A 25,998-nucleotide genomic window follows, 5' to 3' on the forward strand; every position below is an offset into this window, starting at 1 on the left:
ATTTGCTGTTTAATCAAGGAATCAAAATGAAGAAACTGCTTCCCCTTTTAATTTCGATGAGTTTTGTGGGTCTCAGTACCAATAGCTACGCAGAAGATTTACTACAGGTTTACCAAAAATCCAAAGAAAGTAACCCTGAGTTAAGAAAATCATTAGCAGAACGTAATCAAGCTTTTGAAAAAATTAATGAATCTCGTAGCCCATTATTGCCACAATTAGGTTTAGGTGCAGGAGCTAGCTACGGAAGCGGTTACCGTGATGCAAGAAACACTGAAAGCACAGGTTTAAATGCTTCACTGAAACTAACCCAAGTTGTGTTTGATATGTCTAAATGGCGTCAATTAACTATCCAAGAAAAAACAGCGGGTATTTCTGATGTCACTTACCAAACAAGTCAGCAGCAATTAATTTTAGATACTGCAATTGCGTATTTTAACGTATTAAAAGCGATTGACGCGTTATCTTATATTGAAGCGAATAAAGAAGCTGTTTATCGCCAATTAGACCAAGTGACACAACGCTTTAACGTTGGTCTTGTTGCTATTACTGACGTGCAAAACGCCCGTGCAAACTATGATAGCGTTATAGCACAAGAAGTTGCAGGCCGTAACGAGTTAGAAAATGCGATTGAAAAATTGCGTCAAGTCAGCGGCGTGTACTATAACCAACTTGCCTCTTTAAATATCGACCGTTTTAAAACCAATGAACTGGGCGATATCAACGCTATCTTAAAAGAAGCGGAAGAGCGTAACCTCAGCCTGTTAAGCGCACGTTTAGCACAAGACGTTTCTCGTGAAAACATCCGTTTAGCGGAAACAGGTCACATGCCAACGGTTAGCCTTGATGCCTCAACATCAGTCACAAATAGTTACCAACACGGCAGTGGTTATAATACTCCATATGGCGGTAGTGCGAGCAATAGCTACAACGGCCAAAATAGCATTGGCTTAAATTTAAGCATTCCACTGTATAGTGGTGGTGCAGTAAGTTCTCAGGTTGAACAAGCACAATATGGTTTCCAAGGTGCTAGTGAGCAACTAGAAAGCGTTTATCGCAATGTGGTTCAGTTAGTTCGCTCATCATTTAATAACGTAGCATCGTCAATCAGTAGTATTAATGCTTACAAACAAGTTGTTGTTTCCGCACAAAGCTCATTAGATGCGATGGAAGCAGGCTACCAAGTAGGAACACGTACCATTGTTGACGTATTGACAGCAACAACAGCGCTATACCAAGCGAAGCAGAATCTGTCTAATGCGCGTTATGACTACATGATTAACCAACTGAATATCGAATTTGCTCGCGGCACATTGAACGAAGACGATATTGCACGCCTGAATGCGAATTTAGGTAAAGAGATTTCAACCTCTGCAAGTAGTATTATCCGTAATACCAATGCGCCAAAAATGAACTAAAATATTTAGCTCATGTGAAAATGACATAATGACCCGCTTACATAGCGGGTTATTTTTTGAGGGTAATCCTGCAAACTACTTAGAATTGCTAATTTGTACTAATTAAACCGTTTATAACGCCTTTTCATTAGCCACGGGCACAAATTCAGTGAATTCTCACTCTTATTACTACGCATTAGAGCAAAAAATAACCTACATCTAATATATTGATATAAAATAAAAATATTATTTTCTCTTCAAGAAACGCCATGCTAATTAGGGAAAAATAGCAGAAAGTTATCAAAATGATAAATTCAGCTCATTTCTCCTATATTTCTGCTTTAATTTTCAGCGTTTATCCCCTATCCTAGAGCTAACATCTAAAAACATCTTACTTAATTTAATTCAGGGTAATTACCATGACCATGAAGCGTACCAAAAATATTAACCAGAGCGCCTTCCGTAAGTCTTGGCGTTCATACCGTTTAGCACCTGTGGCTGTTGCGGTCAGTGCTGTATTTATGCTTTCCGCTTGTGAAGAAAGCGATGAAACCGTATCACTGTACACCAATGCGCAAGATTGTAGCCAAGCGAACCCATCGCAAGCAGAACAGTGCACCATCGCCTACAATAATGCTCTACAAGAAGCGGCTAAAACTGCACCTAAATATGAAACTCAAGCTGACTGCATTGCTGAGTTTGGTGAATCAATGTGTACTCAAGCTCCAGCTCAAGCAGGTCTTGCAGGCACTAGTTCAACCAATGGTGAACAAACGGCCCAAGCACAAAGCAGCGGTGGTAGCATGTGGATGCCATTAATGATGGGTTATATGATGGGCCGTATGATGGGCGGTAGCGCTGCATCACAACCATTATTCAGCTCAAAAAACCCAGCTAGCCCAGCCAACGGTAAGTTTGTGGATGCATCAGGTAAAAGCTATGGCCCTGCAGTTGCAGGTGGTCGTTCAATGAGCGTACCGAAAACAGCCATGGCACCTAAACCACCAACAACTTCAACCGTTACCCGTGGTGGTTTTGGTGACACCGTAAATAAACAAGCGATGGCACAACGTTCATCTTCTTCTGCAAAATCAACCTCTTCTTCCCGTTCGATGGGTGGTTGATAAGTAATGAAACGAGTTCCTATAGTAGAGCGCCCAAACTGGCGCGAAAAAGCCTCTGAATTTGGCTTTGAATTTCATACTATGTATGGTGAGCCTTACTGGTCAGAAGATGCGTATTACCAATTCACTATGGCACAGATTGAAGAAATCGAAGATGCAACCGAGCAGTTGCATCAAATGTGCCTAAAAGTGGTTGAACGTGTTGTTGAAAGCGATGAGCTAATGGCACGTTTTCAGATCCCTAAGCATTGCTGGGAATTTGTTCGCAGTTCATGGAAAAGCGAACAACCTTCTTTATATTCCAGGCTTGACCTCGCTTACGATGGTATTAACCCACCTAAGCTATTGGAAAACAATGCGGATACTCCAACCTCATTATATGAGTCTGCATTTTTCCAATGGATCTGGCTAGAAGATCAAATTGAAGCAGGAAAACTCCCTGAAAACGCCGATCAATTTAATAGCATTCAAGAGCAATTGATCGAGCGCTTTACGCAATTAAAAGATCAGTATGGTTTCCGTTTGTTGCATATGTCTTGTTGCCGTGATACAGAAGAAGATCGCGGTACCGTTCAATATTTACAAGACTGTGCAAATGAAGCCGGTATTGCCACTGAATTCTTATATATCGATGAAATTGGTCTAGGTGAAAAAGGTGAATTTTCGGATACACAAGATCAGGTGATTAGTAACCTGTTCAAGCTATATCCGTGGGAATTTATGCTAAGAGAAATTTTCTCGACTAAATTGCAAGATGCTGGTGTACGCTGGTTAGAACCTGCATGGAAGAGCATCATTTCTAATAAAGCTTTATTGCCAATGTTATGGGAAATGTTCCCAGATCACCCAAATTTACTGCCTGCTTATTTTGCAGATGGCAAAACCCAACCAGAACTCGAAAAATACGTTATTAAGCCCCTATTCTCTCGCGAAGGTGCTAATATCCGTATTATCGAAAACGGTAAAGAAATTGCAGCCGCGGATGGCCCATACGGCGAAGAAGGCATGATTATTCAACAGTTCCACCCACTTCCACAATTTGAAGGTAATTACACCTTAGTCGGAAGCTGGTTGGTGAATGATCAACCTGCGGGGATCTGTATTCGTGAAGATAAAGAATTGATCACTCAAGATTTATCACGTTTTTACCCACATACGATCATCGACTAATCATACTTAAAGCTAAAAATGAAGCCCAAACATAGCAATATGATTTGGGCTTTTTTATGAAACAAAGCTATCGCAGAAAAATTTATCCTACCTGAATAGACAACATACTTAACGATGCTGACACAATTCCTTCAATCGGTGTACTAATCTCTTCTTGACCATCCCAAGTGCCTAAAATAGGTAAAATAGGCAAGTAATGTTCTGGTGATGGGTTCGACAATTTGCCATCCTCCCGTTCCAATCCGCTAGCTAGTGGATGTGGCGTTTCATGGCTTTTCAGATTGTCATACACAAATTTCTCAAAAGATATTGCCCACGGGTATGGCTCAGCATGGGAATTTTGCCAATTCATCGCTCGTAAATTGTGTACAACATTGCCACTCCCCATAATCAATACACCTTCATCCCTTAGAACGGATAGTTTTTTTCCAAGGTCATAGTGCCAAATAGCAGGCTTGCTACCATCGATACTCAATTGGATTACGGGGATATCGGCTTCTGGATACATACGTACCAAAATTTCCCACGTGCCATGGTCTAATCCCCACTCTTGTTCATCAAGGTAAATTGGCTCAGGGGCTAATAATGAGGCAACTTGCTGAGCTAATTCAGGAGAACCAGGGGCAGGATATTCGATTTGGTACAAGGCTTCAGGGAACCCACCAAAATCATGAATCGTTTTCGGTTTTAACATCGAAGTAACTGCGGTTCCACGCGTATACCAGTGGGCTGAAATCACTAAAATTGCACTTGGCCGAGGTAAAGCTTTACCGAGTTTCTCCCACGTTTGAGTATAAGGATTATCCTCAATCGCGTTCATGGGGCTACCATGACCAATAAAAATGGCAGGGATCTTATTTTTTACCACTGAAGTATTTAGCGACATGATGATTTCAACTCCAACTCAATTAGTTTCTTCCTACAGCATACGCTTTCCTGTCAAAAACACAGTGGGCTAATTATGAGTATGATCATCAAAAAAATTGAAAAGGCCACGAGGTGTGCAACTCAGTGGCCTTAATAACATTCTATATGCTTAACGTACTATCAATAATTTAAATAAATTAGCTTATTTTAGCCTATTAATATTTAAACTTATCAAAATCTCTATCTAGAGCTCTTCCTCAAAATATTATGAGGATCAGCTCGCTTTCTTCTCGACCTGAAGACGGTACTGCACTAAATCTTCAATTGTCACAACCGTCAAACCATGCTGCTTACCAAATGCTGCCACTTCTGGGGTGCGAGCCATAGAGCCATCATCATTAGTCAACTCACACAACACACCAGCAGGTTTGAAACCCGCTAGAGTTGCAAGGTCGATAGATGCTTCAGTGTGTCCACGACGCGCTAATACCCCACCATCACGTCCACGCAATGGGAAAACATGGCCAGGGTGATTTAGGTCAGCAGGAACTGCATTATCAGCAATAGCAGCACGAATAGTGGTGATACGATCCGCCGCAGAAACCCCCGTAGTCACGCCTTTTGCCGCTTCGATGGTTACCGTAAAGCCAGTTTGGTTTTGGCTGGTGTTATTTTCCACCATCATTGGTAATTCGAGCTGCTTGCGACGTTCTTCAGTGATACAAAGACATACGATCCCACTGCTATAACGAATGGTAAATGCCATTTGTTCCGCAGTCATGGTTTCTGCAGCAAAAATTAAATCGCCTTCGTTCTCACGATCTTCATCATCAAGAACAAGAACACCCTTACCTTGGCGTAAAGCCTCGATAGCATTTTCAACACGCTCGATAGGATTACCGAATACAGAAAGTAGCGAATGATCCATGGTAAAAAACCTCTTAAATAGTTATTAACTAGTTACCAGAATCAAGGCAGTCTTAGGAATACGAGAAATGGTGAATATATAAATAGCCAACAACAGGCATTTACCTATTCAGGTATGCAGAACACTATTGTGCGTAACAGCACAAACATGCAGATACTGTTAATTCTCTCCCATCCGGACTATAACCGTCGGCCCCAGATTCACACTGGGTCTGCTGACCTTTACCACAAAATGGTAAAGCGCTCGCGGGCTTCATGCGTGATGCATGTTTACCGCCGGTGGGGACTTTCACCCCGCCCTGAGATATACGCAATTAATATAACGCCAATAATTCAAGTTCGCAACGATGATAATCAAAATTGGCGAATGACTCACACTTTTAGTCAAAAAACATGAATAAAAACTTAGAGTTATCACGGTTAATTTTACTACCTTAGACGAATAGCAAGCTGCTCTCGTCACAGATAATACAACGAGGCCTTTTTGCTAACTAATTCGAGCTAGCACAAGGCGAAAAGAGGTATTACACTACGCTTAATAATATCTTGATTAACTGAAGGACCCGCGAATGCTCGATCCGAAAAAAATTGAACAAGTTGCCCGCCAAATTCAAGGCGCTTTACCGCAAGGCGTACGTGATTTAGGTGAAGATTTTGATAAAAAACTGCGTTCACTGTTACAATCACAGCTCGGTAAATTAGACTTAGTCAGCCGTGAAGAATTTGATATTCAAACTCAAGTTTTATTACGTACCCGCGAAAAATTAGCGAAAATGGAACAACGCGTTAGCGCACTTGAAGCCCATTTAAATGTAGAAGAAAAGACAGCTGAGTAATTAAATTGAAAAAGTGACACCTCTTTAATTTTAGATAAATAAAAACCTCACGGCGTTTTTACATACCCACGTGAGGTTTTTAACTAACTAATTAATTAATTAATAATGATAAATTAACTCGTTTTCATAATATTTTTAATGATATTCGTTGTGGAAATACCATCTTCAAAGTTAAGGACTTTGACCTCGCCTCCCGCGGCCCACACTTCCGCACTGCCCGCTATCTCTTCAGGGCGGTAATCCCCCCCTTTAACTAAGATGTCTGGCAGCACTTCTGCGATTAAGCGTTGCGGAGTGTCTTCTTCAAAAGCCACAACCCAATCCACTGCCCCCAAAGCACCTAAAACGGTCATGCGTTGTTCTAATGGGTTGACTGGGCGTGTTTCACCTTTTAAGCGGCGTGTCGATGCATCGCTATTTACAGCTACAATCAGACGGTCTCCCAATTTACGTGCATTGGCTAAATACGACACATGCCCTGCATGAAGAATATCAAAACAACCATTCGTCATCACCACACGCTCACCGCGCTGTCTTGCATTCGCAACGGCTTGTTTCAATTCACTTTCGCTCATCACACCAAACCCGGTGTCAGCACGGCCACGAATGGCATTTTCCAATTCAATTGGCGAAACCGTGGAGGTTCCTAATTTACCCACGACCACGCCTGCTGCGGCATTAGCCAATGCGCAAGATTCATGTAATGGGCGACCAGATGCAATAGACGCTGCAAGTACGCCGATTACGGTGTCCCCGGCTCCTGTTACGTCAAACACTTCTTGCGCCTGAGTCGGTAAATGCAATGGTGCTTCATCGCGACGAATTAAGCTCATACCTTGTTCTGAGCGCGTAATTAACAGTGCTTTAAGCTCCAATGACTGAAGCAGCTTCATGCCTTTTTCTTCAACGTCTTGATTGTTTTTACAAGGCCCAACAATCGCTTCAAACTCAGACATGTTTGGCGTTAGTAATGTTGCCCCGCGGTAACGTTCGAAATTGTTGCCTTTCGGGTCAATCAAGACGGGAACATTGGCCTTGTTGGCAAGCGCTATCATCTTCTCGACATGAGTTAACGCCCCTTTCGCGTAATCAGATAACACCAGAGCACCAATATGAGGTAACGCCTGTTCAATGCGTTCCAACACAGGTGCGACATCAACATTGTCAAAACCTTCTTCAAAATCAAGACGGATAAGTTGCTGATTACGTGAAAGTACACGTAATTTAGTAATCGTTGGATGGGTTGGAATAGCGACAAAATCACAACGCACCTGCACCGCATTTAAGTTTTCAGTCAGTGCTTTTGCCGCGTCATCAATCCCAGTTAACCCGACAAGACGTGAATTTGCCCCTAACGAGGCAATGTTCATCGCGACGTTAGCCGCACCACCGGGACGCTCTTCTACCATCGTGACTTTAACGACCGGAACAGGGGCCTCTGGCGAAATACGGTTTGCAGGACCATGCCAATAACGGTCTAACATAACATCACCAACCACCAGCACACCGGCTTGTTTATAATCCGGAAGAGTTACTTTCATCCTGCACTCCAGTTTTAAAAAGGAAATCTGATAATAATTAGCAACAATACTAGCATATTGCGCTATTTAGCTAAATAAAATGCGTTTATTCCTTATTCCTCAAGCCATTTTTGCCAACTCGCTAAAACTTGTTCACGTTGTTGAGTAAATTGGGTCATTTCAACACGGCTTGGCAATGATTGTAATGCTAAGTGATGAAGTTCATTACGCATCGTAACATACGCTTGAGTTAAGGCATTTGCTTCATCTTCTGGCATAAAGCCATATTGCGCCATCAGCTCGAAAATACGCACATTATCGGACCAACGCGTTAACACATTATTTTCTGTGGCAAAACGCAAAACTAAGTATTGTGCGATAAATTCAATATCAGTGATCCCACCGGGATCGGCTTTTAAATCGAACTCATTGGCTTGATGGCTTCCTAAGTGCTGATGCATTTTCAAGCGCATATCACGCACTTGCTGCTGCAAGGTGTGAGGGTCTCTTGGCATACACAGAGTTTCGTGGCGAGTCTGTATAAATTGCCGTTGTAAATCCTCATCACCAAATACCATTCGGGCTCGTATGAGCGCTTGATGCTCCCATGTCCAAGCATCATTTTTTTGGTAATCATCAAATGATTGTATCGTACTGACTAACATTCCTGACTCACCGGAAGGCCTGAGCCGCGCATCAACTTCATACAACACGCCTGAAGGTGTTCGAGTACTAAACAAATGGATAATACGCTGAGCAACACGTAAGTAAAATTGGCGTGCATCAATGGAGCGTTCGCCATTGGTAACCACATCTAAAGGGCAATCGAAAAGAAAAACGAGATCTAAGTCAGAGCCATAACCCAATTCCCAGCCGCCTAGCTTTCCATAACCTAATACCGCAAACCCATATTGTTTTTTGTCACTTTGCGCTAGATGTGCTGGCTCACCATAACGTTTTACCATTTTTTGCCATGCTTGGTGTACCACCGCATCAATAATCGCCTCTGCAAGGTAAGTCAGATGATCACTAACTTTCATTACGGGTAAAACACCTGAAATATCTTCAGCAGCGATACGCAATAACTGGGCTTGTTTGAATTGACGTAATGCTTCCAGTTGTTGTTCTTCGTCATCTTCAGGAACGCGCATTAAATATTGGCGCAATTCATCACGGTAAGCGGTTAGTGGTAGAGGTTGGTATAACGATTGAGGGTCGAGCAACTCATCAAGTAACAATGGGTGACGGGCTAACTGCTCTGCTATCATTGGTGAAGCCGCACATAGGCGAATAACGTGCGTCAAAACCTCGTCAAATTCAAGCATTAACTCGAGGTAAGTTGTGCGGCTAACAATGCTCAATAACAGTGGTGTGATACGTTCAATGACTTGCCCTGCATCATCGCGCTCACCGACTTTTGCCAATAATTTAGGCATTAATTCATCAAGTACATCCCGTCCACGAGGGCCAATTGTGCGTTTATTGAGGTCATGACGGAACATCACTATGCCGTGGATAATACGTTGTGCAATCTCTTCATTTTTAGACGGCAAATAGGTGGCTAATTCTTCTTTTGACAATTCACTTTGCCATAATGTGATGTAGATTTCATCAAATGCATCAGTGTTCTCGGTGTCATCTTCCTGGCCTATTTGCTCAGTAAATATTTGATGCACTGCCGACATTTTCTGATTCAAAACCTGATAAAATGCAGGCCAATCAGCAAAACCCATTCCCCACGCTAAACGCGCTTGGTTTAAAGCCTCTTCAGGGAGCGTTTGTGTCTGTTGGTCATCAATACTTTGCAGTAAATTTTCGGCTCTACGCAAGAAAAGGTAGCTATTTTGCAGAATATTAACTTGATCTTCGGTTAATAATGCGAGCTCTCGGATACCTTGTAGCGTTGAAAATAAGGATTGTGACTGTAAAACAGGTTCCCGTCCCCCTCTAATTAACTGGAAAACCTGTGAAACAAATTCAACTTCACGAATACCTCCAGCCCCTAATTTGATGTTATTGACCAAACCACGGCGCCGAACCTCCCGCTCAATCATATTTTTCATATTGCGTAAGGATTGGATCACGCTAAAGTCAATATAGCGGCGATAAACGAAAGGACGCAAAAGTTTTCGTAAACACTCCTCATAATGGAGGCTATCAGCGCCCATAATACGAGCTTTAACCATCGCATAGCGTTCCCAATCACGCCCTTGTTCTTGGTAATAATCCTCAAGCGCGGAAAAGCTAAAAACCAGCGGCCCGCTATCACCAAATGGCCGCAAACGCATATCGACCCGATAGACAAAACCATACTCAGTCACTTGGTCGAGTACGCGAATTAATTTTTGCCCTAAACGGGTAAAAAATTGCGCGTTATCTAACTCTTTTCTGCCACCTTGAGTAACTCCATTTTCTGGGTATGCAAAAATCAGATCAATATCTGAAGAAAAATTGAGCTCTCTGCCCCCTAATTTCCCCATTCCTAAAATCAATAGCGGCTGAGGCTTGCCTTCTGCATTACAAGGCGTTCCCCATGACTGACGATATTCTTGATACAACCAGTCTCGCGCCGCAACAACCAAGGTTTCTGCCAATACACTGAGCTGATAAATCGTTTCTTTTTGCGTGCTTATTTCCAGTACTTGCATCCAGGCGCAGCGCACTAACATATGATGACGAAATGAGCGTAACACTTGCATCAAGTGATCTTCGTTGCTAACAGATAACAAGTCTTGAGCTAACCATGACGCATAACTTTTCCATTCATCGGCTTTGGGTGGTTGAGCGCGAATTTCAAGTAAAAACCGTGAATGTGCCAATACCTGCTTTAACACAAAATCACTAAAGGTAAGTACTTGAATTTCTTGTTCATTTAACGGTAATAATTCATTCGCTTGTTCTGCTAATTGTCTTAAAACGCGTTCACCTTGGCTTTGCAATAATTCAGGAAAAGCATGCATGTTATCAGTACCTTAATGGGCTTCTTGATAGGTTAAAGCACTTAACCATTGGATAAAGGCTAATTTACATTTTAACCACTGGCTGCTATAGCAAAAATCCTCAGCACTAACCGCTTCATTGGCAATATCCGAACGTAATTGCTCTAGCGGAGTGTCATGAATAAAGTGAGGCGCTGAATTTTGGTAATGGACTAAAAATGCCTGAACAAAGCGTAAAAATTCACTAAAGCCTTGGCGTGCATTGCTGCCATTGGCTAACCAATAAGCTTCATGCTGCTGGCAAAGTAATTGCATATGAGTTAATGACTTTTCGAGAGGTTGCTCTTCATAGTCAAACAACGAATCTGGGCGGGTTAATGGTTCTTTTAGCGGCGATAACAATGAATATCCGCGCGCAGCTTTGCTAAGTGATGACAAATGCAGACCATCGATATCTGCAAATTTCTTTGCTAAATTAAGTACATCAGCAATAAAGCCTTTTTTAAGCTCTAATTCAAACTCTTGAATAGGCAAATCCTTTGCGCCTGAGGAAATTTCGCCTTGGTCAAAAACTACTTCTATTTCGCTATCTTCAAAAGTCACTAACCATTTTTCACGGGTAAAATTGGTGCTAAAGAGGATATTTAATTCAGACTGAAGCTGAGAAATATCAGTTCCTTCGGGCCAAATTTCAGCGGGTAATGCCGCTAAATCAAGTTCTGGCGAATCAATGTCAACATTATATTCAGGCCGTTGGTGTAAACCACCAATCGCCTGCCCAGCAGTTTTCATGGTCATTTCATAACGCCCATCACAACCTCGGATGCGTAAGCCCATATCCCACTGACGTAACTGCTTGTTTGCCGTATCAAAGTAGATATTAGTTAACTTTGTCGGCTCACTGTATTGGTGAGACAATGTCGATAAACACTGTCGTACAGCCTCTATTGCGGAACTCTTAGCAGCAAGTTTGAGTTCAACCTCTACGTGGCTCATACATATCCTTATTTAATTATTTCACTTCACTCATATTACCCCAATCGAGCTAAGCTGAGAAAAGAAACTGTATGGTAATCAAAAATTCTACCTGTCATATTTCTTTCAGTGAGTTATATTGAAAATAGAGTAAAAATAAGGGTAATTTAGACAGTTAGGATAGTTCTCATTCTCCTTTAGAGTGTAGAGACATCTGCGTTTAGGGTTTGCACCCATACACTTTACTCATTAATATTCAAATAATATAAAACTCACTCACCACCAAAAGACTGTAAATACCATGCGAAAAATTCCATTATTATTAATTTCAATCATGGGGCTAGGCCTTTCCTTAAATTCACACGCAGCAGAAAAACGTTATGTGTCAGATGATTTATCCACATACGTTCATAGTGGACCTGGCACAAAATATCGTATTGTAGGTACGCTCAATGCAGGGGAAGCGGTTGAATTGCTCTCCACAGATAACAAGTTCGCGCAAGTCCGTGATGAAAAAGGCAGAACAGTCTGGTTACCTGTTGACCAACTCAGCAATACGCCAAGTATGAAAACCCGAATTCCAGAACTTGAAGCTGAGAACCAAAAATTACGCCAACAGCTCGACAATATTGACAGCACGTGGAATACACGAACGGCTGATATGCAGCAAAAAGTCGCTGATAATGACAATATCGTCAGCCAACTGAAGGCTGAAAATGAAAAATTAAAAAACGAGTTGATCAAGTCAGGTAAGAAACTCGAAATTGCAGAAGTTAACTTAGACGATCGCCGTCGCGAATTGATCTTACAATGGTTTATGTATGGTGGTGGTGTTGCTGGTGTTGGCTTAATTTTAGGCCTAATTTTACCGCACATTATTCCACGTCGTAAAAAACGTAATGACGGCTGGATGTAATTGAGGCCATTCGAATGAAAGTATATCTCGTGGGTGGAGCAGTACGTGACCAACTGCTTGGGCTGCCTATTTCAGACAGAGACTACGTGGTGGTTGGCGCAACCCCCGAGGCAATGCTATCGCAAGGTTTTCAACAAGTCGGAAAAGATTTTCCTGTTTTCTTGCACCCAAAAACCCATGAAGAATACGCTTTAGCCCGAACAGAACGTAAAATTGGTGCAGGCTATACCGGTTTTAGCTGCTATAGCGCACCGGATGTCACTATCGAAGATGACTTACTGCGTCGTGATTTGACGATTAATGCGATAGCTCAAGATGAGTCAGGTGAAATTATTGATCCATTCCACGGTGTCATTGATCTCGATAAGCGTATTTTACGCCATGTTTCCGATGCATTTTCTGAAGACCCTTTACGGGTTTTACGGGTTGCTCGTTTTGCCGCTCGCTACTTTGAGCATGGTTTTACTATCGCACCAGAAACACTCGCCTTGATGCAAACGATGGCCGCTACAGGGGAATTATCTCATCTCACCGCCGAGCGAGTTTGGACCGAAACAGAAAAAGCGCTGAAATCAAATTCCCCACAGGTGTATTTTGATGTCTTACGCCAATGCGGTGCTTTAGCTGTACTTTTTCCTGAAATTGATGCGCTATTTGGCGTTCCTGCCCCTGAAAAATGGCACCCTGAAATTGATACAGGTATCCACACTCTAATGGTAATGAAAGTGATTTCCCGCTTATCTAAGGATGTGGATATTCGCTTTGCCGCATTGTGCCATGATTTAGGCAAGGCTCTAACACCACCCGATATTTGGCCAAGCCATCCAAACCATGGTGAAGCAGGTATTCCATTAATAGAAACACTCTGTGTAAGATTAAAAGTACCAACCACGGCTCGTGACTTAGCTCGTCTAGCGGCACGATATCATGATAAAATCCATGTTATCAATAAATTACATGCTAATGATCTAATTGCGATTTTTGATGGACTTGATAGTTGGCGTAAACCAGAACGTATTGAACAACTAAGTTTAATCAGTGAAGCGGATGCCAGAGGTCGGTTAGGTCTTGAACAACAGCCGTACCCACAAGGGGTATATTTCAGGCAAGCTTTTGCTATTGCGCAAGCTGTTGAAGTCAAACCTATTGTTGAGCAAGGGTTTAAAGGCCCTGAAATTCGTCAAGAACTCACTCGACAACGTATAGAAGCGGTCGGCAATTGGCAACAGCGACAAAAAATCATAGTTGTCGTTGCCTAATAGATACAAAACTGGCGGTTAAACACCGCCAGACAACATTTAAGCGGTTTTCGTGCCTCTTTCGATAACAACCCCAACTTGTTTAGCGCGTGCTACTGCCCCCGGTTTAGCCACTTTAATGCGAACCCATGGGCTATCAAACTGTGTTAGCAATAATTGTGCAACTTCTTCGGCAACACGTTCAACTAAACCAAATTTATTATTCCCAACATGAGCAAGGATAGCTTGGCTAACTTTGGCATAATCTAAGCAATGTTCAACATTATCGCTCATAGACGCGCGTTTGTTATCCCATCCCATTTCGATATCGAGCACCAATTTCTGTTCAATATCTTGTTCCCAGTCATATACACCAATCGTGGTGATGACTGATAATTGCTCAATAAATACGATATCCATCACGTCATTTTCTCATTTATGTACTGAATTGATACCACTTCAGCAAAAATATGCGTATTATCCAAGACTGAAGTGAATTTATGGCCTTAACCGTTTTTGGAGCTAGCTATGAGTGCAACCGCGCTTGGCATGATAATCTTCGCCTATCTTTGCGGCTCAGTTTCGAGTGCGATACTGATCTGCCGTTTGGCGAGACTACCCGACCCCCGTCAACACGGCTCTGGTAACCCTGGTGCAACTAACGTATTACGTGTAGGCGGTAAAGCAGCCGCTGCCGGAGTACTCATTTGTGACGTATTAAAAGGGATGATCCCAGTTTGGCTTGCTTATTATTTAAATGTGCAACCATTCTATCTTGGCTTTGTTGCAATTGCAGCTTGTCTTGGGCACATATATCCCATTTTCTTTCGTTTCAAAGGCGGAAAAGGGGTAGCAACCGCATTTGGTTCAATTGCCGCTATTGGTTGGGATCTTTCTGGTTTAGTCGCAGGAACATGGTTACTGACGGTGTTACTTAGTGGTTATTCGTCACTAGGAGCGATTGTCAGCGCCTTACTTGCTCCCTTTTATGTTTGGTGGTTTAAACCTGAATTCACCTTTCCGGTCGCTATGCTATCTTGTTTAGTGTTAGTTCGCCATCACGGTAATATACAACGCCTTTGGCGTGGTCAAGAAAGTCGTATTTGGCAAAAGCTGAAAAATAAAAAACGAAAAACCAATAAAGAAATAGCCCAAGAAGCTAAAGAACAAGAACTCGATGACTAATGGTGACATTTGATTTTCTCTAAGAAGAGCTGATTTCAGCTCTTTTTTTATGTTACTTGCCTTGTTTAAAATTTCCCAAAAATCCTCATTGATAACAACAGCGTGATATCCCTCCTTAAAACTGTACTAGTAGTAATTTGTGCTACGTTACATTTTTGCCATAACTAGCGCACACTTTTAAAAAAAAGTTAAATTATTGCAAATTTATTACTAAGGAATATTTAAAAGCTGTCGACTATATAAAAGGAAAATTAAACTATAATAATGGTATTTATAATGAGCAGAACCCCTTATATCACTCAAAATGAATATGTGTTAGATGAAAACATCACATTAATGACAACCAGCGATCTACAAGGAAACATTGTTCACGCTAATGATTTCTTTGTGCAGGTTAGTGGTTATGAATTAGATGAATTATTAACACGTCCACACAATATTATCCGCCATCCAGATATGCCCAAAGAAGCTTTTGCCGACATGTGGGCAACACTTAAAAAAGGAGAACCCTGGACTGGCATTGTGAAAAATCGTCGGAAAAATGGTGACCACTACTGGGTTCGAGCTAATATTGTCCCAGTGGAACGCAAAGGCGTTATTACAGGCTATATGTCCATTCGTACTCGAGCAACACGCCAAGAAATTGCAACGGTAGAACCACTCTATGCAGCAATGAATGAAAATAAAAGCCAACAAAAAATTTTCAAGGGGATTGTGCTTTCTAAAAAATTACCATTTCACTTCTCAACATATTCAACACGTTCACGTATCCGACTCATCATGAGTCTGTTATTTATCCTTTGGCTCATTACGGCTAGCTTTATTTTGCAGCCAAGCGTGCCTCTACTGCTGATGAGTGCCTGTACATTTATCATACTATTGGTCGGTGATGTGATACTTGAAAAAATGCTAGCAACTCCACTGGAAAACATGACCAAACAGGCACTTGGTATTGCACGAGGAAATCGACATAGCGTTAACCATATGCAGCGCACAGATGAAATTGGCTTAATATTACGTTCTATCGGGCAACTTGGGCTAATCTGCCGTTGGTTAATCAAAGATGTCTCCGAACAAGTTGATAACGTTCGCAAAGGCAGTGAATCTTTAGTCTCCGATTGTCATGAATTAGACACTCACTCTCAACAAACCGTCGGCTATATGCAACAAACCGTTGCAACAATGAACCAAATGGCCGTTTCCGTAAAAATGAATGCTGATAACACGATTCAAGTTGACCAACTTTCGAATACAACGAGCAAAACAGCAGTGAATGGGGGCGCCATGATGGAAGCTGTTGTGGATACCATGGATGAAATTGTCAGTAGCACCAGCAAAATTAACTCCATCACTGACGTGATTAAAGACATCGCATTTCAAACCAATATACTCGCGTTAAATGCCGCGGTAGAAGCCGCACGTGCAGGTGAACAAGGCAAAGGCTTTGCCGTTGTCGCAAATGAGGTTCGTAGCCTAGCAAGCCGTAGTGCAAGTGCAGTAAATGATATTCGTGAATTAATTAATGATTGTGAAAAGAAAGTCAATTCAGGGAAAAATCAAGTCCATACGGCAGGGGATACCATGAAGGAGATTGTTGACCAAATACAAAACGTCACGCAATTGATCACCCATATTAGCCAAGCAACCTCTGAACAAGCGGCAGGGATAGCCGATATTACCCAAGCAGTCAGTGAGCTCGAAACCATCACACAACAAAGCACATTACTGGTAGAACAAAGCACAGAGACATCGAAAATGGTAAAAGAACGGTCAAGCCGGCTGGAAGATGCGGTCGTTATTTTACATTAGTACTTAACTGAATAACAAAAGGGCTGTCATCCCAGCCCTTTTACAAAAATAGAGATACACCAACAACACTATTTTTCTAGCGGGGGCAATTCTGCCAAAGGCCAACGTGGGCGAACCGTCACCCCAAGCCCTGTAGTGGTTCCACCTTTAAGGCGAATAAGCCCCGCCAGCGCGATCATTGCGCCGTTATCCGTACAAAATTCAGGGCGAGCATAAAAAACTTCACCGCCACGCTGCTTGAGAACATCTTCCATTTTAGCTCTAAGTGCGCGATTAGCACTAACACCCCCCGCCATCACCAAACGTTTAAAACCTGTTTGTTCTAAAGCGCGTTTGCATTTAATTGCCAGAGTATCGACCACGGCATCCTCAAAGGCTCTCGCAATATCCGCACGAGTTTGGTCGTCATCCGCATTTTCACGGATGGTATTGGCTGCAAAGGTTTTTAGCCCAGAGAAGCTGAAATCCAGCCCTGGTCTGTCGGTCATTGGGCGAGGAAACACAAAACGACCCGCAGTACCCTGCTCCGCCATGCGAGATAACACTGGGCCACCTGGGTAGTCTAAACCTAATAGTTTTGCTGTTTTATCAAACGCTTCGCCTGCTGCGTCATCGATGGATTCGCCTAGCAGCTCATACTCACCAATTCCGGTCACACTGATAAGCTGAGTATGCCCACCAGAAACCAGTAACGCGACAAAAGGAAATTCAGGGCTTTTCTCTTCTAACATCGGTGCCAATAAATGGCCTTCCATATGGTGAACGGCCACGGCGGGAACGTTCCAGGCAAAAGCTAATGAACGCCCTACTGTTGCACCAACCATTAAAGCCCCAACCAAACCTGGCCCCGCAGTATAGGCTACAGCGTCGATGTCTTGACTTGTTAAATTGGCTTCTTTCAACGCTGCTTGAATTAACGGCACTGTTTTACGAATATGATCGCGTGAAGCCAATTCAGGCACGACACCACCGTAGTCTGCATGAACTTTAATTTGGCTGTATAATTGATTGGCTAATAAGCCATGCTCATCATCATAGATTGCGATACCAGTTTCATCGCAAGAGGTTTCGATACCTAAAACACGCATTGCACTACCCTTGTTTATTGCATAACCGCAAGTCTATCACTATTTTCGTTCAATCGCGTAATTAATGTTGTCAAAAGGCTGACTTTCCTGACTGTATAGTCTATAATCAGTCCCCTGTAATAAAAATTTCGTGTGGCTAATTCTCATTATTATCTGGTTTTGTTTGCTTTTTCATCAAATGAACTGCAAATCAGGTAATCTTGTGTGATTCAATTTTATACGGCACTTTACAAACCCGTACTCATTGAAGTAAAATTCCGCACCATTTTAAATGAAGGCTGGTGAATCAGTACCAGCAACAAACCGATTTCTATTGAGGTGAGAGGCACATGCCGGTAATTAAAGTACGTGAAAACGAGCCATTCGACGTTGCACTGCGTCGTTTCAAACGTTCCTGTGAGAAAGCAGGTGTTTTAGCTGAAGTTCGTCGTCGTGAATTCTATGAAAAACCAACGACTGAACGTAAACGCGCTAAAGCATCAGCTGTAAAGCGTCACGCTAAGAAACTGGCTCGCGAAAACGCACGCCGTACTCGTCTGTATTAATTGTTTGCGGTGAAAGCCGCATTCATTGTAGACGATAGCTAATACAAAACTTTAGTTTCTCTTGTAGTCACTCCAGTTTTTGTAGTAGTACATAGCTAAGCAGTTAAAGGCCGTGCTTTCCTAAAGGAAGCGCGGCTTATTATCGTTCATCAACAGGCGAAAAAGAGGCTTATGGCTGGACGAATTCCGCGTTCATTTATCAATGACTTGTTAGCAAGAACCGACATCATTGATTTAGTCGATGCAAAAGTCCCGTTAAAAAAACAGGGTAAAAACCATCACGCTTGTTGTCCGTTCCATAATGAAAAAACACCTTCTTTTACCGTAAATGGTGAAAGACAATTTTATTACTGTTTTGGTTGTGGTGCTCATGGCAACGCTATCGATTTTTTAATGAACTATGACAAACTCGATTTTGTTGAAGCCATTGAAGAATTATCTGCACTACATGGCCTTGATGTTCCTTACGAAAAAGGAACGGGTTCAAGCCAAATAGAACTTCATCAACGACAAAATTTATATCAGTTGATGGAAAAAATTAATCAATTTTACTGTGCTGCCTTAAGTCATTCTTCAGCTAATAAAGCGAAAGATTATTTAAGCCAACGTGGTTTAAGTGCCGAAATTATTGAGCATTTTTCAATTGGTTTCGCCCCTGCGGGCTGGGACAATTTGCTCAAAAAATTCGCTGTAAACCCAGAAAGTCGTAAACAGCTTGATGATGCAGGCATGTTAGTGACAAATGATAATGGCCGAGTCTATGACCGCTTTAGAGAGCGTGTCATGTTCCCAATTCGGGATAGGCGCGGTCGTGTGATTGCCTTCGGTGGGCGCGTATTAGGAGATGCTCTCCCTAAATACTTAAACTCCCCCGAAACAAATATTTTCCATAAAGGCCGTCAGTTATTTGGCCTCTATGAAGCAACACAAAACAGTAATGAATTATCAAAATTACTGGTAGTTGAAGGCTATATGGACGTTGTTGCACTTGCTCAGTACGATATCCGCTATGCGGTTGCTTCACTTGGCACATCAACAACCTCAGAACATATTCAGTTACTTTATCGTTCAACAGATACGGTTATTTGCTGTTATGATGGAGACCGCGCTGGCCGAGAAGCGGCATGGCGAGCACTTGAAACAGCACTGCCTTATCTGACTGACGGCCGTCAATTGCGTTTTATGTTTTTACCCGACGGTGAAGACCCAGATTCATTAGTACGAAAAGAAGGCAAAGACGCTTTTGAGCAACGTATGAAAGATGCTCAAACCCTTTCTGCTTTTTTATTTGATTCACTTGTGCCACAGGTAGATTTAAAAACACAAGAAGGGAAAGCAAAATTTAGTAAACTGGCTATCCCTTTGATTAAACAAATACCTGGTGAAACACTGCGCCTTTATATGGCACAAGAGCTAGGAAATTTTATTGGTATACCGGATATTTCTCAAGTTCTTGCTATGATTGATAGAGAGAGCACAGAACAAGTTAACTATCAGGCGCCCAAATTAAAACCAACCACAATGCGAATACTTATCGCGCTGTTGGTACAGAATCCGAACTTTTCGGAACTTGTTCCCTCGTTAGAGGGAATTGCCCATATTCAAATGCCGGGGCTTTCTCTATTTCAGGAATTGGTCGATGTCTGCCGTTCCACCCCCGGAATGTCAACTGGGCAGTTGCTAGAGCGTTATCGTGATAATAAATTTGCGAAACAGCTTGAAAAACTCGCAACGTGGAACGATATAGAAATAGAGGAGATAGCGGAAAATACTTTTATAGATGCCTTAAACCATCTATTTAACAGCGCACTCGACGAACGTTTTGACTACTTAATAGCAAAAGAACGAACTGAAGGGCTGACCCCAGAAGAGCGCGAAGAAGTCCGCTTAATCACTCTTTCTAGAGTGAAAACATAGTATCAACCCAAAACAGAATTAGTATTTTAAACGGCTTAAGTGCCGATAAACACAAGGCAGATGCCTGTAAAATGCTACGAAAAATAAAGGGCGTAGCAAATAATAAATGTTCCCTTTGTATGTTCTTGTTGGCCGAATGTTTCGCCGACCGACACCAATCTAAATACTCAGAAGTGTGGATACCGTCTTATGGAGCAAAACCCGCAGTCGCAGCTTAAGCTACTCGTAACCAAGGGTAAAGAGCAAGGTTACTTAACCTATGCTGAGGTCAACGACCATCTGCCGGAAGATATCGTCGATTCAGATCAAATCGAAGATATCATTCAGATGATTAATGACATGGGCATCCAGGTCATGGAAGAAGCACCTGATGCCGATGATTTAATTTTGGCTGAAAATACTTCCGATACTGATGAAGATGCAGCTGAAGCCGCTGCACAAGTGCTGTCCAGTGTTGAAAGTGAAATCGGCCGTACAACCGACCCTGTCCGCATGTATATGCGCGAAATGGGAACCGTCGAGCTTCTCACTCGAGAAGGCGAAATCGACATTGCAAAACGTATCGAGGATGGGATAAATCAGGTTCAGTGCTCTGTAGCTGAATACCCTGAGGCTATCACCTATCTTCTTGAGCAGTATGACCGTGTTGAAGCAGGAGAAAGCCGTTTATCTGATTTAATCACCGGCTTTGTTGACCCTAACGCGGAAGAAGATCTCGCACCAACAGCGACTCACGTTGGCTCTGAATTACCACAAGAAGAGCTTGATAAAGACGATGACGAAGACGAAGAAGATGAAGACGGCGATGACAGCGATAGCGATGACGATAACAGCATCGATCCTGAATTAGCGCGTCAAAAATTCTCTGATCTTCGTGAGCAATATGAAAAAACGCGTCAACATATTAAACAATATGGTCGTAGTGACGCGAAAACGGCTGCCGCTATCGAGCAGCTTTCCGAAGTATTTAAAGAGTTCCGTTTAGTTCCTAAGCAATTTGACTATTTGGTCAATAACATGCGTGAAATGATGGACCGAGTTCGCTTACAAGAGCGTACCATCATGAAACTGTGTGTTGAACAATGTAAAATGCCGAAGAAAAACTTCATTACTTTATTTAGTGGTAATGAGACCAGTGAAACTTGGTTAACTGCTGCAAAAGCAATGAACAAGCCTTGGTCAGAAAAATTACTTGAAGTTGAAGAAGAAATTCTGCGTTGCCTACAAAGACTGCGCCAAATTGAAGAAGAAACGGGTCTGACAATCGAACAAGTTAAAGATATCAACCGTCGTATGTCTATCGGTGAAGCGAAAGCACGCCGTGCGAAAAAAGAGATGGTTGAAGCAAACTTACGTCTGGTAATTTCTATTGCTAAGAAATATACCAACCGTGGCTTGCAGTTCCTTGACCTGATTCAAGAAGGTAACATCGGTCTGATGAAAGCCGTTGATAAGTTTGAATATCGCCGTGGCTATAAGTTCTCAACTTATGCGACTTGGTGGATCCGTCAGGCTATCACGCGTTCAATCGCTGACCAAGCACGTACTATTCGTATCCCGGTTCACATGATTGAAACTATCAACAAGCTGAACCGTATCTCTCGTCAAATGCTGCAAGAAATGGGCCGTGAGCCATCGCCAGAAGAACTGGCAGAACGCATGCTAATGCCGGAAGATAAAATTCGTAAAGTACTGAAGATTGCTAAAGAACCGATTTCAATGGAAACCCCTATTGGTGATGATGAAGATTCACATTTAGGTGATTTTATTGAAGATACCACTTTAGAACTGCCTTTAGACTCTGCAACATCAGAAAGCTTACGCTCTGCAACTCACGAAGTGTTAGCAGGCTTAACCGCTCGTGAAGCAAAAGTACTGCGTATGCGTTTTGGTATCGACATGAATACTGACCACACCCTTGAGGAAGTTGGTAAACAGTTTGATGTTACCCGTGAACGTATCCGTCAGATTGAAGCGAAAGCGTTACGTAAATTACGTCACCCAAGCCGCTCAGAAGTGCTACGCAGCTTCCTTGACGAATAATTGATTCATTTATATCTAAAAACACCTGCTCCGGCAGGTGTTTTTTTATGCTTACTACCCAATATTCGCTAATTCTCTGATTTATTCCTTGCCATCAGACATAACGTTATCAATATCGCTATCGCGCCACCTAACATCGCCAGATTAAAACCGGAAACAAAAGCAGAACGCGTTGCCTGCTCAATAAATGTTGATGGCATCACCGAGGAAGTTTGAATCAAACGTTCGATTTCCTGTGCCGACAACATCATGGCCAGCTTGTTATCCTGTAATAGCTGCTCTACAGCGCGATGTGTCATCAATGTCCCTAAAAAAGCAATGCCAAGGGTCATACCTGTTTGCCTTAATGCGTTCATGACCGCAGAAGCAATACCAGAATAGGCCTTATCAACACTCGCCATAACCAGTGCCCCAATTGCTGGGGTAGACATCCCCATTCCAGCCCCCAAAATAAATAAGGTTATCGCAATAGGAATATAAGGTGTTTCAGTATTCACACGAGTTAATAATAATGAAGCCAATGCAATTAAAATAAAACCCAAAATCATGAGGTTTCGCACGCTTAAACGGCGAGACAGTTTACCAAAAGAAAATGAAAAAATAGCCATGGCAATAAACTCAGGAGCCATGCGGATCCCGGCTTCAAATGCCCCCCACCCTTGGCCTTTTTGCAAAAATAGTGCGATGAAGAATACATTACTGTAAGTTGCAAAACCCAAAGCAAAAGACGCCATATTATATTGAAAGAAAAAAGGATTTTTTTTGAATAAAAAAAGCGGTAATAATGGCCGAGTTACGTGAAGTTCAACCCAAATAAACCCTAAGCATGCAAAAATCGCAATGATTAACCCACTCAATGTGAGGTAACTGCCCCAACCGTGTTCTCCAGCTTCGATTAAAGCAAAAGTTAACCCACCTAACGCAATGATACTTAAAACTTGTCCCATTGGATCTAATGCGGCTTTATCTGGATCTGCACTTTCTTGTATACCTAACCAGCCTAACAGTAATGTCAGTAGTCCAATCGGGATATTAATTAAAAATATCGTTGTCCAATCGAAGCTATCGACTAAAAAGCCCCCTAAAATAGGACCAATAATTAACGAAAGTGCACTCACTGCTGACCAAATACCAATAATTCTGATGCGCTCGATATCATTCGAGAAAGCTTGCGTAATAATAGAAAGTGCCCCTGGAATTAAAGCAGCAGCAGCGACTCCTTGGATAACCCGCCCCGCTATCAACATGTGTGGCGACGCAGAAAATGCACAAATTGCAGATCCTAGAGTAAAGATAACAATCCCTGTTAACCAAATTTTTTTACGCCCATAACGGTCGCTTATCGGGCCAACAGATAGGATCAACGCTGACAGACATAACGCATAGGCGTCAATAATCCATTGTAGCATTGACATATGAGCCTTGAGGTCACGCCCAATAGCAGGTAGTGCAACATTTACAATACTGATATCTAACGTTGCCATAAAGGTACCCAAGCAAACTGCTAGGATCAAAAAAAGCCGTCTCATTTTTTATACCTCATCATCGATCATAGCAATATGATAATATTCGACCGACCGACGGTCAATAAAAATGAGAATAGATATCATTTATCACTTATATTTTTTTACTCTTTGAAAAAACGGCCTTTAGCCGTTTTATTCTTATTTTAATCCGTTTGAGTTGAAAGTACCGGAGTTTCATGTAGATAAACCCAATAACATTTCTCCGCTTCCACTCTAATGCAAACAACGGAAGTTCGTAATGTTTCTATATCACTAATTTGCTGTTTCTCTTGATATTGAATCCAGCAATAGCCATTATCCTCTCTTAATGGAACCAGATTAGTACATCTTGTCGTAAATGATGCTCGAGTCCCAATATTTTGGCTAAATAACGTGGTGACGTCATTTAAACCAATGCAATAGCCTTGTATTGTGACCATTTTGAAGTTGTCATCAAAACTGCTTAATAAAAGAGATAAGCTTTTATCGCTATTTCGTCCCTTAAATACATCTTCAATTAAAACATGTAAATCCACTACGCTTTGCAGCGCTCTTTTCATTGTTTCACTCATTTATTTTTCCTTGATCACTGAAATTAATGAAAGTAACCCGAGTATTGATGCGATAAAAAACGTATATTGATAACGTATTAAATCATTCGAGAAAGTCGTTAAGCTAAATATAGAAATAAATACGACTGCACCAACACTAAATGCGACTTGTCGATTAATATTCCACAATACGCTACCTTGAAGTAAATCTTTGTCTTTAAAATCCATTAACGAGCTAATTTGTGCAGTATTGGCGCTCAATCCCCCCCCCATCCCCATCAATAAATAAGCGATTATTAATAAACTGAGCTGGTTTGAAGATGAAACCCAATAAAGCAGAAAAATACCAAAGCTATGCAGTGTAATACCAATAATAAATAATCGCTTTTTTCCTATCTGCAAATAAAGGCGTCCACCGGTTAGCATTGATATTACTGCCCCCAATGCATATAGCACCATAAATAGCCCGGTTTGTGCCGCACTGAACCCCATATTTTCTTGTAGATTAAAAATATTGAGTAAATTAACTCCCGTAAAAATACCGGGAACAGCATAGTAAACAATAAAAGCGTTGCGTAGGTTGGAATTCTTTAATAACTGAAAATTTAAAATAGGTTCTCGGCATTTTTTAGCGTATTTAAGGTAAACAATAAATACGAGGGCTGAAGTAAAAAAACTCACCAAAGCCAATAATAAATTGTGATAATCATTATAAAAAGAGAATGATAATAATAGGCTTAACAAACTTAAACTCACCATTATTAATCCCAAAATATCTGGTTTTTCTCTTATTTTTACTCCTTCATTTTTTATCCAACTCCAGGCTAGAACTGCTGTTAGTAATGAGAAAGGCAAATTAGAATAAAACACCCAATGCCAAGACAGAGAATCAATAATTAGGCCGCCAATTGCAGGCGAAAATGCGGGAGCAATTAACGCTACAGTCATAATCAATGTTGATATACGCTGGCGATCATTATTGGGAAATAATGCGAAAACTAACGCCTGACCTACCGGAATTAATAACCCTCCTGCTGCACCTTGGATAAAGCGCCAAAAAATTAAGCTATAAATTGAACCACTGCTTCCACTAAACCAAGCAGCAACAGAAAAAAGTAACATGGAATAACACAGTAATTTTTGATTGCCTAACCTACCTGCTAGCCATAAGCTGATTGGCATCACTAAAACTAGACCTAAAATATAGGCATTGGCAACCCATGCAACTTGAGATTGGCTTACTGAAAAGGACGATGCAATATCAGGTAATGCTATCGCTGACATAAAAATGTTAATACAATCAATAAAGAAACCAAGTAAAAATACTGTGGCAATTTTGTATCGATAAGTCATGGACTTCCTCCGGTGGCAAAGAATAAGTTTTAGTCCTTTCTTTGTCGATACAAGGGAGGTAACATGATTGTTTAATAAATAAGAACAATCATTGTT

At 41.7% G+C, this 25,998-nt stretch carries 21 protein-coding genes and 1 riboswitch; of the genes, 11 read left to right on the plus strand and 10 right to left on the minus strand.

Annotated features, from left to right (window positions below; translation table 11 throughout):
• Nucleotides 1-26 precede the first annotated feature (26 nt).
• The 3 genes from tolC (at nucleotide 27) to PR725_RS00480 (ending at nucleotide 3,688) form a co-directional block, all read left to right on the plus strand.
• Entirely contained in the window at nucleotides 27-1,415 is a 1,389-nt protein-coding gene (gene tolC / locus PR725_RS00470; RefSeq protein ID WP_042851530.1) for an outer membrane channel protein TolC, read from the plus strand.
• 398 nt (nucleotides 1,416-1,813) lie between these two features.
• On the plus strand, nucleotides 1,814-2,518 hold the full coding sequence (locus tag PR725_RS00475; RefSeq protein ID WP_042851529.1) for a DUF1190 family protein: 705 nt from the start codon (nucleotides 1,814-1,816) through the stop codon (nucleotides 2,516-2,518).
• Between the two features lie 6 nt (nucleotides 2,519-2,524).
• Nucleotides 2,525-3,688 carry a glutathionylspermidine synthase family protein gene (locus PR725_RS00480; RefSeq protein ID WP_004908587.1) on the plus strand — a complete coding sequence of 388 codons (1,164 nt, stop codon included), beginning with the start codon at nucleotides 2,525-2,527 and terminating at the stop codon, nucleotides 3,686-3,688.
• A gap of 82 nt (nucleotides 3,689-3,770) precedes the next feature.
• On the opposite strand, the gene ygiD is transcribed toward PR725_RS00480, so the two are convergent.
• On the minus strand, nucleotides 3,771-4,574 hold the full coding sequence (ygiD, locus tag PR725_RS00485; protein WP_004908585.1) for a 4,5-DOPA dioxygenase extradiol: 804 nt from the start codon (nucleotides 4,572-4,574) through the stop codon (nucleotides 3,771-3,773).
• Nucleotides 4,575-4,829: 255 nt separating this feature from the next.
• Nucleotides 4,830-5,483: a 3,4-dihydroxy-2-butanone-4-phosphate synthase gene (gene ribB / locus PR725_RS00490; RefSeq protein ID WP_004908582.1), complete on the minus strand. Its 654-nt coding sequence runs from the start codon at nucleotides 5,481-5,483 to the stop codon at nucleotides 4,830-4,832.
• Nucleotides 5,484-5,641: 158 nt separating this feature from the next.
• Nucleotides 5,642-5,793: riboswitch (FMN riboswitch) on the minus strand.
• A gap of 258 nt (nucleotides 5,794-6,051) precedes the next feature.
• On the opposite strand from ribB, the gene ubiK reads away from it, so the two are divergent.
• Complete coding sequence (gene ubiK / locus PR725_RS00495; RefSeq protein WP_004257742.1) at nucleotides 6,052-6,318, plus strand: ubiquinone biosynthesis accessory factor UbiK; 267 nt, start codon at nucleotides 6,052-6,054, stop codon at nucleotides 6,316-6,318.
• Between the two features lie 113 nt (nucleotides 6,319-6,431).
• On the opposite strand, the gene hldE is transcribed toward ubiK, so the two are convergent.
• The 3 genes from hldE to PR725_RS00510 form a co-directional block, all read right to left on the minus strand.
• Entirely contained in the window at nucleotides 6,432-7,859 is a 1,428-nt protein-coding gene (gene hldE / locus PR725_RS00500) for a bifunctional D-glycero-beta-D-manno-heptose-7-phosphate kinase/D-glycero-beta-D-manno-heptose 1-phosphate adenylyltransferase HldE (RefSeq protein ID WP_004908578.1), read from the minus strand.
• Between the two features lie 92 nt (nucleotides 7,860-7,951).
• Nucleotides 7,952-10,798 carry a bifunctional [glutamate--ammonia ligase]-adenylyl-L-tyrosine phosphorylase/[glutamate--ammonia-ligase] adenylyltransferase gene (glnE, locus tag PR725_RS00505; protein ID WP_117162529.1) on the minus strand — a complete coding sequence of 949 codons (2,847 nt, stop codon included), beginning with the start codon at nucleotides 10,796-10,798 and terminating at the stop codon, nucleotides 7,952-7,954.
• Nucleotides 10,799-10,810: 12 nt separating this feature from the next.
• The gene (locus PR725_RS00510) at nucleotides 10,811-11,773 is read right to left on the minus strand and encodes a CYTH domain-containing protein (protein WP_117162530.1); all 963 of its coding nucleotides are present in this window, start codon (nucleotides 11,771-11,773) and stop codon (nucleotides 10,811-10,813) included.
• Nucleotides 11,774-12,053: 280 nt separating this feature from the next.
• Between PR725_RS00510 and PR725_RS00515 the strand changes: the two genes are divergently transcribed.
• Nucleotides 12,054-12,668, plus strand: coding sequence for a TIGR04211 family SH3 domain-containing protein (locus PR725_RS00515; RefSeq protein WP_036958005.1), 615 nt, complete (start codon nucleotides 12,054-12,056; stop codon nucleotides 12,666-12,668).
• A gap of 14 nt (nucleotides 12,669-12,682) precedes the next feature.
• Nucleotides 12,683-13,927 (plus strand): multifunctional CCA addition/repair protein, encoded by a 1,245-nt coding sequence (locus PR725_RS00520; protein ID WP_272517665.1) that lies wholly within the window; start codon nucleotides 12,683-12,685, stop codon nucleotides 13,925-13,927.
• Nucleotides 13,928-13,966: 39 nt separating this feature from the next.
• Here the strand turns inward: PR725_RS00520 and folB are convergent, their stop codons facing one another.
• Nucleotides 13,967-14,326: a bifunctional dihydroneopterin aldolase/7,8-dihydroneopterin epimerase gene (folB, locus tag PR725_RS00525; protein WP_004908569.1), complete on the minus strand. Its 360-nt coding sequence runs from the start codon at nucleotides 14,324-14,326 to the stop codon at nucleotides 13,967-13,969.
• Between the two features lie 108 nt (nucleotides 14,327-14,434).
• Between folB and plsY the strand changes: the two genes are divergently transcribed.
• Together plsY and PR725_RS00535 are read left to right on the plus strand one after the other, a co-directional pair.
• On the plus strand, nucleotides 14,435-15,091 hold the full coding sequence (plsY, locus tag PR725_RS00530) for a glycerol-3-phosphate 1-O-acyltransferase PlsY (RefSeq protein ID WP_004908566.1): 657 nt from the start codon (nucleotides 14,435-14,437) through the stop codon (nucleotides 15,089-15,091).
• Between the two features lie 276 nt (nucleotides 15,092-15,367).
• Nucleotides 15,368-16,900: a methyl-accepting chemotaxis protein gene (locus PR725_RS00535; RefSeq protein ID WP_272567081.1), complete on the plus strand. Its 1,533-nt coding sequence runs from the start codon at nucleotides 15,368-15,370 to the stop codon at nucleotides 16,898-16,900.
• Nucleotides 16,901-16,968: 68 nt separating this feature from the next.
• Here PR725_RS00535 and tsaD read toward each other — a convergent pair whose 3' ends face one another.
• Entirely contained in the window at nucleotides 16,969-17,988 is a 1,020-nt protein-coding gene (tsaD, locus tag PR725_RS00540; RefSeq protein ID WP_004908561.1) for a tRNA (adenosine(37)-N6)-threonylcarbamoyltransferase complex transferase subunit TsaD, read from the minus strand.
• A 329-nt stretch (nucleotides 17,989-18,317) separates the two neighbouring features.
• Here tsaD and rpsU point away from each other — a divergent pair, with 329 nt between their 5' ends.
• The 3 genes from rpsU (at nucleotide 18,318) to rpoD (ending at nucleotide 22,493) form a co-directional block, all read left to right on the plus strand.
• Nucleotides 18,318-18,533 carry a 30S ribosomal protein S21 gene (gene rpsU / locus PR725_RS00545; protein ID WP_001144069.1) on the plus strand — a complete coding sequence of 72 codons (216 nt, stop codon included), beginning with the start codon at nucleotides 18,318-18,320 and terminating at the stop codon, nucleotides 18,531-18,533.
• Between the two features lie 171 nt (nucleotides 18,534-18,704).
• The gene (gene dnaG / locus PR725_RS00550) at nucleotides 18,705-20,450 is read left to right on the plus strand and encodes a DNA primase (protein WP_272567084.1); all 1,746 of its coding nucleotides are present in this window, start codon (nucleotides 18,705-18,707) and stop codon (nucleotides 20,448-20,450) included.
• 102 nt (nucleotides 20,451-20,552) lie between these two features.
• Nucleotides 20,553-22,493 carry an RNA polymerase sigma factor RpoD gene (gene rpoD, locus PR725_RS00555; protein ID WP_109911769.1) on the plus strand — a complete coding sequence of 647 codons (1,941 nt, stop codon included), beginning with the start codon at nucleotides 20,553-20,555 and terminating at the stop codon, nucleotides 22,491-22,493.
• Between the two features lie 68 nt (nucleotides 22,494-22,561).
• Here rpoD and PR725_RS00560 read toward each other — a convergent pair whose 3' ends face one another.
• The 3 genes from PR725_RS00560 to PR725_RS00570 all read right to left on the minus strand — a co-directional run bounded on the left by PR725_RS00560 (nucleotide 22,562) and on the right by PR725_RS00570 (nucleotide 25,902).
• Nucleotides 22,562-24,022, minus strand: coding sequence for an MFS transporter (locus PR725_RS00560; protein ID WP_109911768.1), 1,461 nt, complete (start codon nucleotides 24,020-24,022; stop codon nucleotides 22,562-22,564).
• Between the two features lie 140 nt (nucleotides 24,023-24,162).
• The gene (locus PR725_RS00565; protein ID WP_109911767.1) at nucleotides 24,163-24,570 is read right to left on the minus strand and encodes a hypothetical protein; all 408 of its coding nucleotides are present in this window, start codon (nucleotides 24,568-24,570) and stop codon (nucleotides 24,163-24,165) included.
• Complete coding sequence (locus PR725_RS00570) at nucleotides 24,571-25,902, minus strand: MFS transporter (protein WP_117162532.1); 1,332 nt, start codon at nucleotides 25,900-25,902, stop codon at nucleotides 24,571-24,573. It lies immediately after the preceding gene.
• Nucleotides 25,903-25,998 lie beyond the last annotated feature (96 nt).

The organism is Providencia sp. PROV255 (genome assembly GCF_028478065.1).
Classification (GTDB): Bacteria; Pseudomonadota; Gammaproteobacteria; order Enterobacterales; family Enterobacteriaceae; genus Providencia; species Providencia rettgeri.

Coding starts and splice junctions, on each gene's coding strand:
- tolC (WP_042851530.1), top strand. CDS start 27: ATGAAGAAACTGCTTCCCCTTTTAATTTCGATGAGTTTTGTGGGTCTC.
- PR725_RS00475 (WP_042851529.1), top strand. CDS start 1,814: ATGACCATGAAGCGTACCAAAAATATTAACCAGAGCGCCTTCCGTAAG.
- PR725_RS00480 (WP_004908587.1), top strand. CDS start 2,525: ATGAAACGAGTTCCTATAGTAGAGCGCCCAAACTGGCGCGAAAAAGCC.
- ygiD (WP_004908585.1), bottom strand. CDS start 4,574: ATGTCGCTAAATACTTCAGTGGTAAAAAATAAGATCCCTGCCATTTTT.
- ribB (WP_004908582.1), bottom strand. CDS start 5,483: ATGGATCATTCGCTACTTTCTGTATTCGGTAATCCTATCGAGCGTGTT.
- ubiK (WP_004257742.1), top strand. CDS start 6,052: ATGCTCGATCCGAAAAAAATTGAACAAGTTGCCCGCCAAATTCAAGGC.
- hldE (WP_004908578.1), bottom strand. CDS start 7,859: ATGAAAGTAACTCTTCCGGATTATAAACAAGCCGGTGTGCTGGTGGTT.
- glnE (WP_117162529.1), bottom strand. CDS start 10,798: ATGCATGCTTTTCCTGAATTATTGCAAAGCCAAGGTGAACGCGTTTTA.
- PR725_RS00510 (WP_117162530.1), bottom strand. CDS start 11,773: ATGAGCCACGTAGAGGTTGAACTCAAACTTGCTGCTAAGAGTTCCGCA.
- PR725_RS00515 (WP_036958005.1), top strand. CDS start 12,054: ATGCGAAAAATTCCATTATTATTAATTTCAATCATGGGGCTAGGCCTT.
- PR725_RS00520 (WP_272517665.1), top strand. CDS start 12,683: ATGAAAGTATATCTCGTGGGTGGAGCAGTACGTGACCAACTGCTTGGG.
- folB (WP_004908569.1), bottom strand. CDS start 14,326: ATGGATATCGTATTTATTGAGCAATTATCAGTCATCACCACGATTGGT.
- plsY (WP_004908566.1), top strand. CDS start 14,435: ATGAGTGCAACCGCGCTTGGCATGATAATCTTCGCCTATCTTTGCGGC.
- PR725_RS00535 (WP_272567081.1), top strand. CDS start 15,368: ATGAGCAGAACCCCTTATATCACTCAAAATGAATATGTGTTAGATGAA.
- tsaD (WP_004908561.1), bottom strand. CDS start 17,988: ATGCGTGTTTTAGGTATCGAAACCTCTTGCGATGAAACTGGTATCGCA.
- rpsU (WP_001144069.1), top strand. CDS start 18,318: ATGCCGGTAATTAAAGTACGTGAAAACGAGCCATTCGACGTTGCACTG.
- dnaG (WP_272567084.1), top strand. CDS start 18,705: ATGGCTGGACGAATTCCGCGTTCATTTATCAATGACTTGTTAGCAAGA.
- PR725_RS00560 (WP_109911768.1), bottom strand. CDS start 24,022: ATGAGACGGCTTTTTTTGATCCTAGCAGTTTGCTTGGGTACCTTTATG.
- PR725_RS00565 (WP_109911767.1), bottom strand. CDS start 24,570: ATGAGTGAAACAATGAAAAGAGCGCTGCAAAGCGTAGTGGATTTACAT.
- PR725_RS00570 (WP_117162532.1), bottom strand. CDS start 25,902: ATGACTTATCGATACAAAATTGCCACAGTATTTTTACTTGGTTTCTTT.